We start from the raw sequence: 11,663 nt of genomic DNA, 5'->3' as shown, positions 1-11,663 counted from the left end.
TCCCCGGCCGCGGCCGGGGACGGCCGAAGGCGTTTCTTCCAGCGGCCGCTGGTGTACGGAGGGAGGGACGGGGGCGGCCGCCGCGCCGCCCCGCCCGGCACCGGCAGAGCCGCACGGCACAGGTACGGCACCGCCCCGACGACAAGGAGCACGACGCGTGTCCTCTCTCTTTCCGGCCCTCGCGGCGGACGACGCGGGCGAGCGGGTCGCCCTGCGCTTCGGCGACCGCTCGCTGACGTACGCACAGCTCGCCGCCGAGGCCGGGTCCCTGGCGGAGCGGATCGGCGGGGCCGGGCGGGTCGCCGTGTGGGCCACCCCGGACCTGGAGACCGCGGTGGGCGTGGTCGCCGCCCTGCTGGCCGGGGTGCCCGCCGTGCCGCTCAACCCGAAGTCGGGCGGGGCCGAGCTGGGGCACATCGTGGGCGACAGCGCGCCGTCGCTGGTCCTGGCCGCGCCCGGCGCACCGCTGCCGGACGCGCTGTCCGGCGTACGGCGGCTCGACGTCGAGGTGCGGGCGGCGGGCGCGGCCGGCGCGGCCGGCCCGTACGCGGTCCCGGCCGCCGAACCGGACGAGTCGGCCCCGGCCCTCGTCGTGTACACCTCCGGCACCACCGGCCCGCCGAAGGGCGCCGTCATCCCGCGCCGGGCCGTCGCCGCCACCCTGGACGCGCTGGCCGACGCCTGGCACTGGACCGCCGACGACGTCCTCGTGCACGCGCTGCCCCTCTTCCACGTGCACGGCCTGGTGCTCGGCGTCCTCGGGCCGCTGCGCCTGGGCGGCTCCGTACGGCACCTGGGGAGATTCTCGACGGACGCCGTGGCACGGGAGCTGAACGACGGGGCGACCATGCTGTTCGGGGTGCCCACCATGTACCACCGCGTCGCGGAGGCGCTGGAGGGCGACCGGGAGCTGGCCGCGGCGCTCGCCCGGGCGCGGCTGCTGGTGTCCGGCTCCGCCGCGCTGCCGGTGCACGACCACGAGCGGATCGCGACGGCGACCGGGCGTCGGGTGATCGAGCGGTACGGGATGACGGAGACCCTGATGAACACGAGCGTCCGCGCGGACGGCGAGCCGCGCGCGGGCGCCGTCGGGGTGCCGCTGCCGGGCGTCGGACTGCGGCTGGTGGAGGAGGGCGGGAAGGTCGTGGAGGAGTACGACGGGGAGACGGTCGGGGAGATCCAGGTCCGCGGGCCGAACCTGTTCACGGAGTACCTGAACCGGCCGGAGGCGACGGCCGCGGCGTTCACCGAGGACGGCTGGTTCCGCACCGGCGACGTGGCGGTGCGCGACCTCGACGGGTACGTGCGCATCGTCGGCCGCAAGGCCACCGACCTCATCAAGAGCGGCGGCTACAAGATCGGCGCGGGCGAGATCGAGAACGCGCTGCTCGAACACCCGGCGGTGCGCGAGGCCGCGGTCACCGGCGAGCCCGACGACGACCTCGGGGAGCGCGTGGTGGCCTGGGTGGTGCCGGCGGAGGACCCGTACCCGGGACTGGACCGGGAGCTGGCCGACCACGTGGCCCGGCGGCTCGCGCCCCACAAGCGCCCGCGCACCGTGCGCTGGCTCGACGCGCTGCCCCGCAACGACATGGGCAAGATCATGAAGCGGGCGCTGGGCGATGGCTGAGCCGGCGGGAGCGGGCGGACCGGGCACGGACTCGGCGGGCACGGGCTCGGCGGCGGGCGGACCGGGCACGGGCGGGGCGGGACCCGCGGCGCGGCGGTACACCGCCCGCGAGGCCGTCGCCCTGCTCGCCCGCGCGGACGACTTCACCGAACTGCCCCGCCCCGACGGCACGTACCCGCCCGACGGGCCGCTGTCCTGGCGCGGCTACGACGAGGCGCGCGCCCGGGCGGCGGCCCGCACCGGCGAGGAGGAGTCCGTGCTGTGCGGCACGGGCACCGTCGGGGGCACGGCCGCCGTGCTGGTCTCCTTCGAGTTCGGGTTCCTCGGCGGGTCGCTGGGCGAGCGCACCGGGGACCGGCTGGCGGCGGCGTACGCGCACGCGCTCGGGCACCGGCTGCCGCTGGTGTCGCTCGTGGCGACGGGCGGCAGCCGGATGCAGGAGGGCATGCGGGCGCTGGTGCAGCTCCAGCGCGTGGCCCGCGCGTCGGCGCTCGTCCGCGCGGCCGGGCTGCCGCAGGTCGCGGTCCTGCGCGACCCGACGACGGGCGGCGGCTGGGCCACGCTCGGCGCGGGCGCCGACGTGGTCCTCGCGCTGCCCGGCGCCCAGGTCGGCTTCGCGGGCTCCCGCGTCCGCCCGCCGGACGCGGACCCGGCGGCGTACACAGCGGAGGCGCAGCTCGCGGCGGGCGCGGTCGACGCGGTCGTCCCCTGCGAGGACCTCCCGGATGCGCTGGCGCTGTGGCTGCGGCTGCTGACGGGGGGTTCGGCCGGGGCCGGCCCCGAGGGCCGGGAGGACGGAGGCGGCGCCGTCCCGCCCCCTCCCGCCCTGGGGCGGGCCGGCCCGCCGGCCACCGGCTGGGAGGCGGTCCTGCTGGCCCGCTCCCCGGAGCGGCCGCGCGCCGAGGCGTACCTGGACGCCTTCTTCGCCCGCCGCGCGGCGCTCGGCGGCGACCGCTGCGGCGGCACCGACGACGGGATGCTGTGCGGGTTCGGCGTGTGCGCGCAGGACGGGCGGACGGTCGCGTACGCGGCGCAGCGCGGCACGGCCGTCCGCCCCGCCGGCCACCGCGCCGCCGCCCGTCTCGTCCGCCTCGCCGGGCGGCTGGGCGTCCCGGTGCTGACGCTGGTGGACACGCCGGGCGCCGCCAACGACGCGGAGGCCGAACGGCAGGGCGCCGGCGCGGCGATCGCGGACCTGTTCGCCGCCGTGGCCACCGCCCGTACGCCGGTCACCACGCTGCTGATCGGCGAGGGCGGTTCGGGCGGCGCGCTCGCGCTCGCCGCCCCGGACAACACCTGGGCCACGCCCGACAGCTACTTCTCCGTCATCGCCCCGGAGCTCGCGGCCGCGATCCTCAAGCGGTCCCCCGACCGGGTCCGGGCCACGGCCGACGAACTCCGCATCCGCCCGCAGGACCTGGTGGACCTGGGGGTCGTCCGGGGCATCGTGCCCCCGGCCTGACCCCGCCCGGCGGCCCCATCGGCACCGTGCGGCCCCCTCTCCTCCCCTCGTACGAATCACTCGCCCGGCCGCACCCCGCCCGGCCCCCCGCGGAGTGCGGCGGCGCGCCTTCCGCCGCACGATGCCAGGAGAGGACCGTCGTCCGGCGGCCCGTTCCACGGTCTTGCGCTCTCGGGAGGATCTGCCATGACCGCCACTCTGGAGCAGCTGCACCGCTGCCACCTCGCCGTCGACCTGGGGGCGGCCCGCACCCGGGTGTACGTGCGCGGCGCCGGTCTCGTCGTCGACCAGCCGAGCGTCGCCGCGGTGAACACGCGGACCGGCTCGCTGATCGCCGTCGGTGAGTTCGCGGAGCGGATGACGGGCCGCACCCCCGGCTACATCCGGGTCGTCCGGCCGGTCTCGGGCGGCACCGTGGTGGACATCGAGATGGCCCAGCGCATGCTCCGCCACCTGCTCGGCGACAAGCTGCGCCGCGCGCTGCGCCGCAAGCCGCGGCTGCGGGCCGCGGTCTGCACGCCGCACGACGCCGATCCGCTGGCGCAGCGGGCGGCCATGGAGACGCTGGTGGGCCTGGGCGCGCGCCGGGTGGAACTGGTGGACACGCTGATCGCCGCGGCGGTGGGCTGCGGGCTGCCGGTGGAGCGGGCCGAGGCCAGCATGATCATGGTGTGCGGGTCGGCGGCCACGCAGGTCGCGGTGTTGTCGCTGGGGTCGATCGTCACCGCCGAGCGCGTCCCGGTCGGCGGCGAGGCCGTGGACCACGCGATCGTGCAGCACCTGCGCACCCAGCACGAGCTGATGCTCCCCTCCCAGTCCGTGCGCCCGCTGCAGCTGACCCTCTCCGGCAACGGCATCACCCCGCAGGGCCCGGCGACCACCGAGATCCACGGGCGCGACGTGTCCACCGGGCTCACCCGTTCCGTGCGCATCGACACGGCGGCCGTGCGGGAGGCCATCCACACCCCGCTGACGTCGGTGCTCGACGGCATCGGCAAGGTGCTGCGCGACTGCCCGCCCGACCTGGTGGCCGACCTGGTCGACCGGGGGATCATGATGGTCGGCGGGAGCGCGCTGCTGCCGGGGCTCGACGAGATGCTGCGCGAGGCGACGGGCATGCCGGTGCAGATCGCCGAGCGGCCCGACGTCTGCGCGGTCCTCGGGCTCGGCGCGATGCTGGAGGGGAAGATCGAGCCGATGGTCCTCGACCCGCTGGCTTCCTGACACTCCGTCAGGCGCGGATGTCCCCGTCCCCCGTCCCGCACCTCCGTCCTCCCGCTCCTCGTACTCCTCGTGTTCCCCGTGCTCCGCGCGCTTCCCGTCCTCCCCGGGCGCCGCACCTCCCGGGAGGCCCACCGCCATGACCGGCCCTCCCGGGCGACGCCTGCCCCTCGCGCTGCTCCTGGAGGCGGTCCTGGACGTGGGCAGCGACGTCGAACTGCGCGACACCCTGCAGCACATCGTGGACAGCGCGGCGGAGCTGACCGGCGCCCGCCGCGCGGAGCTGGCCGTCCCGGTCCCCGGCCGGGACGGTCCGACGGAGCTGCGCTCGGCGGGTCCGTACGAGGACCCGCCGGAACCCGACTCGACAGACCCGCGGGAGCCCCGCCCCACGAGCCCGCGGGAGCCCCGCCCCACGGACCCGGGCGACGGCCTGTCCGGGGGCCCGCCCGGGGGCCTGTCCGGCGGCCGGGCCGGGGGCGGGCCGCCGGGGCGCGCCTCCCTGTGCGTCCCCGTCCGCGCCGGCGACGGGGAGCCGGGCTCCCTCCGCGTCGCCGGGAAGCGCGACGGCCCCTTCACCCACGAGGACGAGCAGGTCCTGCGCGTCCTCGCCGTGCAGGCGGGCATCGCGCTCGGCAACGCCCGGCTGTACGGGACCGCCCGCCGGCGCGAGCGCTGGATCGAGGGCGCCGCCGCGGTCACCACCGCGCTGCTCGCCGGCGAGCCGCCGGACGACGCCCTGGCGACGGTCGCCGAGCGGGCCCGCGTGCTCGCCGGCGCCGCGGCCGGGGTGATCCTGCAGCCCACCGCCGAGGGCGGCATGGAGATCGTCACGGCGTCGGCGCCCGACGACCCGGGCGGGATCGTCGGCGCGACCATCGCGCCGGGCAGCCCGGTCCTGGACCAGCTGCTGGGCGGGGAGCCGGTGTTCCTCGAGGACTCGGCGACCGACCCGCGGATGACGACGCACGTGCGGCACCGGTTCGGACCGAGCATGATGCTCCCGCTCCGGGCGGAGGGCCGGCTGATCGGCACGCTCGCCCTGCCGCGCCGCCGCGGCGGGAGCCCGTACACCCCGGTGGAGAAGCTGCTCGCGACGCAGTTCGCCTCGCAGGCCGCCCTCGCCCTGGTGCTCGCGGACGCCCGGCGGGACCGCGCCCGCCTCGCGGTCTACGAGGACCGCGACCGCATCGCCCGCGACCTGCACGACCTGGTCGTCCAGCGGCTCTTCGCCACCGGCATGATGCTGGAGTCCACCCGGCGCCGCGCCGCGGGCGACGAGGCCGTGCGGGCACGGCTCGGCCGGGCGGTGGAGGAGCTGGAGTCCACCGTGCAGGAGGTCCGTACGGCGATCTTCGCGCTGCAGCAGCCGCCCGCCGCCGCCCCGGCGTCGCTGCGCGGCAGGGTGCTGCGGGAGACGGCGGGCGCCGCCGCGGTCCTCGGCTTCCGGCCGTCCGCGCGGTTCGGCGGCCCGGTCGACACCCGTGTCCCGGACGCCACCGCGGACCACCTCGTCCGGGTGCTGCGCCGCGCCCTCGCCGACGCCGTCGCGCGCCCCGGCGTCACGGGCGTCACGGTCACGGTCGACGCGACGGCCGCCCTGCCCGACGGCCGGCCCGCGGTCCGCCTGACGGTGGCCGCGGACACCGGGCCCGGCACGTCCTGCGGCGCACCCGGCGCCGTCGGCACCCCCGCCGACGGGACCGGCGGAACGGTGACCTGGCAGGCCCCCCTGTGAGCCTGTGGGCCCTACGCCCCGTCAGCCCTGCCGGCCCGTGAGTCCTGTCGGCTCCTGTCGGCCCTGTGGACCGCACGGCTCACCATCGGGCGCACAGCCCGCCGCCGCGCCGTTCGAGTACGCCCCCCCGTACGCTCCGCCTCCGAGGGGCGCCCCGCCGTTCAGCACCCCATGTAGCACCGGATCGTCGTCCCCCGCCCGCCGGCGTGGACGCGGACGAGGTCGGCGATGAGGTGCACCATCAGCAGCCCGCGTCCGCCGCGCCGGTCGGGGGCCCGCGGGCGGCGGCCGGCCAGCGGGTCCCGCAGCCGGCCGGTGTCGCGGACCTCGCAGACCACCTGCCCGCCCTCCCGCCAGACGCGCAGCACGCCCGTGCCGCCGCCGTGCAGCACGCTGTTGGTGGTCAGCTCGGCGGTGACCAGCGCCAGGTCGTCCAGGCGGGCGCCGGCGAGGCCGAGCCCGGCCGCCCGGCCGGTGGCGAAGTACCGGGCGTCGGGCAGGGTGGTCGCCTTGAAGGCGAAGGACGCCGCTCCGGGGGCGGGCGGCAGGGGCTCGTTGTAGCGCGCGACGATCCGCTCGGGCGCGTACTCCGCGCTGTCGCTCTCCCCTGCGGCGTCGATGACGGTCGGATGGGTGGCGTACGCGTCGGCGAGGACGTGCTCATCGAGGGCGCGCGCGTCGTAGGGGCACAGGATGGTCACCGGACGGCCCCGGAAGGCCGCGTTGATCAGCGCTTCGTGCTGGACGCAGGCGGGGTACTCCAGTGCGGTGCGCCCCGCCCAGATCGGCTCGCCGATGATCCGGACCCGGCCGGCCGGCTGCGCGTCGGCGAACGCGCGCAGGACCCCGGGGATGATGCGGCCGGGGTTGCGTCCCGCTCTCTCCATGTCCAGGCAGGTGACCGCGTCGGCGTCGGCCCCCAGCGCCTCCTGGATCCGCCGGAGGTTGGCGCCGGGGACGGCCACCGCCACCGGCTCGCCCGCGGCCAGCCCCTCACGGACGAACGGGACCGTGCCCGCCAGGTACTCCCGTTCCCCCGCGTAGAACAGGGCCGGGTGCAGGAACGGGCCGGCCGCCGTGCCGTCGGTCACGTCGTCACCTCGATCGCCCGCAGGCCGGGCCAGAACGCCTCCAGCGTCCGGCGGAGCGCGGCGGGCGGGCGGTGCAGCACGATCCGGCGGCGGGCGTCCAGGCGCTGCGCGGCGACCGCGAGCGCCGTGGCGCCCGCGACGTCGGCGAACGCCACCTCCGACAGCTCCAGGCAGTACACGTCCTCCCCCTCGTGCAGGACCCGCTCCAGAAGGCTCTCCCAGGCCGCACGCGTGGCCAGACCGATCTCCCCGGCCACCCGCACGCCGGCCCGCCCGTCCAGGGGACGGACCGTCAGCCCGGCTCCCGCCCGCGCGGCGGGCGTCCCGGTCGGCGGGGCCGCCGCGTCCACCGGTTCTCCTCGGCGCTGTCCGGACATCGGGGTCCAGTATGCTCCGCCGCCCGTCGCGCGGGAGTCCGGCGCGTACGGCGGGGCGCGAGGGGATCCGGGCGGTGGTGCACGGCGCGACCGTGCGCGACCGGCGCGTACGACCGGCGGCCCGCCCCGGCACCGGTGCGCCCCATGTGACCGGTGCCGGGGCGGGCCCGTGCGGGCTCCCCGCGTCACCCGGGGAGGGCCGTCACGGCGGCGCCGTCACGCGCGGCGGTCGTCCCCCTGGCCCGCACCGCACTTGGCGAGACCCCGGCTGACCATGTAACCGATGGTCAGCAGGGTGATGTAGAGCCAGGCCCGGTCGGCCGGGAACCGGTCGACGCCGGACGCGCCGTCGCCCACCACCGCCGAGGCCACGAGCACGGCGACGACCGCCGCCACATAGGCCATCAGTTCCGTGGTCTTGTACGAGGGCTTGGTCTCCTTGACCGTCTCCCTGGTGGCCGGCCGCTCCGCGGTGTAGGTGCTGCGGGGAGCGCCGGATTCGGGGTAACCGGCCGGCGTGGCAGCGGACATCGTGTCCTCCTGGGTTCGGCTGTGTTCGACTGCACCCGGCGGATGCCGGGCTCCCAGCCAGTACCCGGGCCCCCTGCCCCGTAACGGCGGCTCCGCGCCATGGGACGGCCTTCGCCGTCGGCCGCCGCGGCCGGCGTCCGCCGTGCGCCGTCCCGCCCCGGACCGGCCCGCGGGGAGTGCAGACGGCCTACGCCGCCCCGCCCGCCCGCGACCTCGGGACCGCCGGTCCGGGAGCGCCGCGCGGGGAGCGGACGGCGTAGGCGGACCGGTCCCGCGGATCCTTGCGCGTACGGCGCCGGGTCGGTGCGCCGGCGGGTCCGGCATGTGCCGGGTGACGGAGGCGGCGGCATCTGCCGCGCGCAGCCGGACTCCCCCGCCCGTCTCCCCCGGTCCGGGGTCCGGACCGGCTCAGACGTCGAAGTACAGCTCGAACTCGTGCGGGTGCGGCCGCAGTTGCAGCGGCGCGATCTCGTGGGAGCGCTTGAGGTCGATCCACGTCTCGATCAGGTCGACGGTGAAGACGCCGCCCTGGAGCAGGAACTCGTGGTCGGCCTCCAGGGCGTCCAGGACCGCCGGGAGCGACGTCGGCACCTGCGGGACGCCCGCGTGCTCGTCGGGCGACAGCTCGTACAGGTCCTTGTCGACGGGCTCGGGCGGCTCGGTCTTGGCGCGGACGCCGTCGAGACCGGCGAGCATCATGGCCGGGAAGGCGAGGTAGGGGTTGCAGGACGGGTCGGGCACGCGGAACTCGATCCGCTTGGCCCGGGGCTCCGGACCGGTGACCGGGATGCGGACCGCCGCGGAGCGGTTGCGCTGCGAGTACACCAGGTTGACCGGGGCCTCGAAGCCGGGCACCAGGCGGTGGTAGGAGTTCACCGTCGGGTTGGTGAACGCCAGCAGCGCCGGGGCGTGCTTGAGCAGGCCGCCGATGTAGTGGCGGGCGGTGTCGGACAGGCCCGCGTAGCCGCGCTCGTCGTGGAAGAGGGGCTCGCCGCCGCGCCACAGCGACTGGTGGACGTGCATGCCCGAGCCGTTGTCGCCGAAGATCGGCTTGGGCATGAAGGTGACGGTCCTGCCGTTGCGCCAGGCGACGTTCTTGACGATGTACTTGTAGAGCATCAGGTCGTCGGCGGCGTGCAGCAGGGTGTTGAACTTGTAGTTGATCTCGGCCTGGCCCGCGGTGCCCACCTCGTGGTGCTGCTTCTCGACCAGGATGCCGCTCCTGATCAGTTCCAGCGTCATCTCGGCGCGCAGGTCGGCGAAGTGGTCGACGGGCGGGGCCGGGAAGTAGCCGCCCTTGTAGCGCACCTTGTAGCCGCGGTTGTCCTCCAGGGCCCCGGTGTTCCAGGCGCCCGCCTCGGAGTCGACGTGGTAGTACGCCTCGTTCTCGGCGGTCCTGAAGCGCGCGCTGTCGAAGACGTAGAACTCCGCCTCGGGCCCGAAGTACGCGGCGTCGGCGACGCCGGTCGACCGCAGGTACGCCTCGGCCTTGCGGGCCACGTTGCGCGGGTCGCGGCTGTACTGCTCGCCGGTGACGGGGTCGTGGATGAAGAAGTTGACGTTCAGCGTGGTCTCGGTGCGGAACGGGTCGAGGCGGGCCGTCGACAGGTCGGCGCGCAGCGCCATGTCGGACTCGTGGATGGCCTGGAACCCGCGGATCGACGAGCCGTCGAAGGCGAGTTCGCCCTCCGGGTCGAAGATCTCCACCGGCACGGTGAAGTGCTGCATCACCCCGGGCAGGTCGCAGAAGCGGACGTCCACGAACTTCACGTCCATGTCCGAGACGAACTTCCTGGCGTCGTCGGCGTTCCGGAACATCGGTTTCCCTCCGCCCGCTCCCTGGCGCGCGCCCGGCCGCCGGCGCGGCCCGCCGGCTCCGCCCTCACGAGCACTGTAGGGACGGGCCGGGGGGCGGGGAAGGCCGGGCGCGCCTCAGAGTCCGTGCCGGTCGAGGACGGCCAGCAGCCGGCGCCTGCGCCCCAGGTCCGCGCGCAGGGCGGCGAGGTACGCGGTGAACCGCTCCTCGGTGCCCAGCGCCCGGTGGCAGGCGCGGACGTCGAGGAGCAGCCCGGCCAGCCGCTCGTAGGCGCGGTCCCCGGTCGGCCGCCGCAGCGCGTCGGCAAGCCGCAGGTACACCGCGAGCGCGTCGGCCGGGCGCGTTGCGCGCGAGAGGTCGGCGAGCCGCCGCCACTGCCGGTCGTCGGCGCCGGCGGCCGCCTCCCGCCAGGCGGCGTCCAGGTCCCCGTCGTCGAGCAGCGCGTCGAGCAGCACGGAGCCGCCGTCCCGGTGCCCGGCGCGGGCGTCCTGCCGCAGGACCGCGCGGGCCGCCTCGCACTCGTCCTTCCAGCGGTCCGCGGCCAGCGCGGCGGCCCGCAGGCTCCGGTACGCGGCCAGGGAGGGCTCGGCGCGCAGCCGGTCCCGGCGCAGGGCGAGCGCCTCGTCCGCCCGGCCGCCGCGCGCGTAGCGGTCGCCCACGTAGTCGACCAGGCGGCCGTCGGCGCGGGCGCCGGCCTCCCGCAGCCCGTGCTCCGCCCACGCCAGCGCCTCGTCGGAGCGGCCCGCCGCGTCCAGCCTCCCGGCGATGCGCAGGTGCGTGGCGCCGGACGGGTCCGGGTCCGCGGCGTGGCGGGCGATCAGCGCGTCCAGGGCGTCCCGCGCTCCGGCCAGTCGCTCCAGCAGGTACGCCGCGGGGCGGTCCGCCGCTCCGCCGCGCCGCGCCCCGTCCGCCAGGTTCCGCAGGCGGGCCAGCCCCTCGGGTCCGAGCACCCCGGCGTAGTCGAGCGGGTCGAGGTCCGTCACGGCGCCGTCGCCGAGCACCCGCCCCGCCAGCCACTCGGCCAGCCGCCGCGGGTCCGGGCGCGCGGCGCGGCATGCCTCCAGATGGGCCCCGGCCAGCACGGCGGCGGCCTCGGCCACCACCCCCTCGGGGTCGTCGACCTCCTCCAGCGCCCGGTCGAGCACCCCGAGCGCCTCCTGCGCCGCCCGCACCGCCCGCTCCGCCCGCCCGCCGGCGGTGAGCGCGCGCAGCGCGTCCGCGGCCTCCGCGACCTGCCGCGCGTACCCGGGCGCGTCGGCGCACTCGACGTACCCGTACCGGGCGAACGGCCGCGGGTCGACCAGCGTCGCGACGCGCTCGCCGACCGCGTCGGGGTCCGCGCGGGCGGCCGCGGCCCGCAGCTCCAGGCGGCGGCGCACCCCGCGGTCCCCGGCGATCAGCTCCCGCACGAGCGCGAGGAGTTCGCCGCGGGACCGTTCCTCCAGCCAGGTCTCCAGGGCGCCCTCGCGGGCGACGGCGGCGGCCCTGCGGCGCGGCATCTCGTCGCCCCGGCGCAGCACGGCCAGCCCGACGGCCACGCAGTGCTTGCAGAAGTGGCCCTGCTGCCCGTACGGGCAGTCGCACGCGCCGAGCACCCCGCCGCCCTCGCACAGGAGGAGCTCCACCCCGTAGGAGTCCGTGCCCCGCACCACGGCGGTGACCGAGCACGCGCCCACGTCCAGGCCGCTCACCGCGTCCAGGTAGCCGAGCCCCCGCGTGAAGGAGCGGGATCCCGCCAGGTTCCGCAGATCGTCCTCGTCGAATCCGGCCGCGCCCACCACACGGCCATTCAACCGC

9 protein-coding genes are annotated in these 11,663 nt (G+C 77.2%); 4 read left to right on the top strand and 5 right to left on the bottom strand.

Annotation, left to right across the window (positions count from 1 at the left end; genetic code table 11):
* The first annotated feature begins 157 nt into the window (after positions 1–157).
* The 4 genes from IE271_RS00950 (at position 158) to IE271_RS00935 (ending at position 6,051) form a co-directional block, all read left to right on the top strand.
* A complete protein-coding gene (locus tag IE271_RS00950) occupies positions 158–1,630 on the top strand; it encodes an acyl-CoA synthetase (RefSeq protein ID WP_190188146.1) in 1,473 nt (490 codons plus the stop codon).
* Entirely contained in the window at positions 1,623–3,092 is a 1,470-nt protein-coding gene (locus tag IE271_RS00945) for a carboxyl transferase domain-containing protein (RefSeq protein ID WP_190188145.1), read from the top strand. The genes IE271_RS00950 and IE271_RS00945 overlap by 8 nt, the downstream gene beginning before the upstream one ends.
* Positions 3,093–3,278: 186 nt before the next feature.
* The gene (locus tag IE271_RS00940; RefSeq protein ID WP_190188144.1) at positions 3,279–4,316 is read left to right on the top strand and encodes a rod shape-determining protein; all 1,038 of its coding nucleotides are present in this window, start codon (positions 3,279–3,281) and stop codon (positions 4,314–4,316) included.
* A gap of 136 nt (positions 4,317–4,452) precedes the next feature.
* The gene (locus tag IE271_RS00935; protein WP_190188143.1) at positions 4,453–6,051 is read left to right on the top strand and encodes a sensor histidine kinase; all 1,599 of its coding nucleotides are present in this window, start codon (positions 4,453–4,455) and stop codon (positions 6,049–6,051) included.
* Between the two features lie 161 nt (positions 6,052–6,212).
* On the opposite strand, the gene IE271_RS00930 is transcribed toward IE271_RS00935, so the two are convergent.
* From IE271_RS00930 to IE271_RS00910, 5 genes are all read right to left on the bottom strand, one after another.
* Positions 6,213–7,142, bottom strand: coding sequence for an anti-sigma factor RsbA family regulatory protein (locus IE271_RS00930; protein WP_190188142.1), 930 nt, complete (start codon positions 7,140–7,142; stop codon positions 6,213–6,215).
* Entirely contained in the window at positions 7,139–7,519 is a 381-nt protein-coding gene (locus IE271_RS00925; RefSeq protein WP_190188141.1) for an STAS domain-containing protein, read from the bottom strand. Before IE271_RS00925 ends, IE271_RS00930 begins: the two co-directional genes overlap by 4 nt.
* 216 nt (positions 7,520–7,735) lie before the next feature.
* Positions 7,736–8,050 (bottom strand): hypothetical protein, encoded by a 315-nt coding sequence (locus IE271_RS00920; RefSeq protein ID WP_190188140.1) that lies wholly within the window; start codon positions 8,048–8,050, stop codon positions 7,736–7,738.
* Between the two features lie 408 nt (positions 8,051–8,458).
* The gene (gene glnA, locus IE271_RS00915) at positions 8,459–9,868 is read right to left on the bottom strand and encodes a type I glutamate--ammonia ligase (RefSeq protein WP_190188139.1); all 1,410 of its coding nucleotides are present in this window, start codon (positions 9,866–9,868) and stop codon (positions 8,459–8,461) included.
* Between the two features lie 114 nt (positions 9,869–9,982).
* The gene (locus IE271_RS00910; protein ID WP_229919071.1) at positions 9,983–11,647 is read right to left on the bottom strand and encodes an SWIM zinc finger family protein; all 1,665 of its coding nucleotides are present in this window, start codon (positions 11,645–11,647) and stop codon (positions 9,983–9,985) included.
* Positions 11,648–11,663: the final 16 nt, after the last annotated feature.

This window comes from Streptomyces minutiscleroticus, assembly GCF_014650875.1.
In the GTDB taxonomy this organism is placed as follows: domain Bacteria; phylum Actinomycetota; class Actinomycetes; order Streptomycetales; family Streptomycetaceae; genus Streptomyces; species Streptomyces minutiscleroticus.
This window is presented reverse-complemented; position numbering and strand designations above follow the sequence as displayed.

What these genes read in the sequence shown, in the direction of transcription:
- IE271_RS00945 (WP_190188145.1), top strand. Translation starts at nt 1,623, where the DNA reads ATGGCTGAGCCGGCGGGAGCGGGCGGACCGGGCACGGACTCGGCGGGC.
- IE271_RS00940 (WP_190188144.1), top strand. Translation starts at nt 3,279, where the DNA reads ATGACCGCCACTCTGGAGCAGCTGCACCGCTGCCACCTCGCCGTCGAC.
- IE271_RS00935 (WP_190188143.1), top strand. Translation starts at nt 4,453, where the DNA reads ATGACCGGCCCTCCCGGGCGACGCCTGCCCCTCGCGCTGCTCCTGGAG.
- IE271_RS00925 (WP_190188141.1), bottom strand. Translation starts at nt 7,519, where the DNA reads ATGTCCGGACAGCGCCGAGGAGAACCGGTGGACGCGGCGGCCCCGCCG.
- IE271_RS00920 (WP_190188140.1), bottom strand. Translation starts at nt 8,050, where the DNA reads ATGTCCGCTGCCACGCCGGCCGGTTACCCCGAATCCGGCGCTCCCCGC.
- glnA (WP_190188139.1), bottom strand. Translation starts at nt 9,868, where the DNA reads ATGTTCCGGAACGCCGACGACGCCAGGAAGTTCGTCTCGGACATGGAC.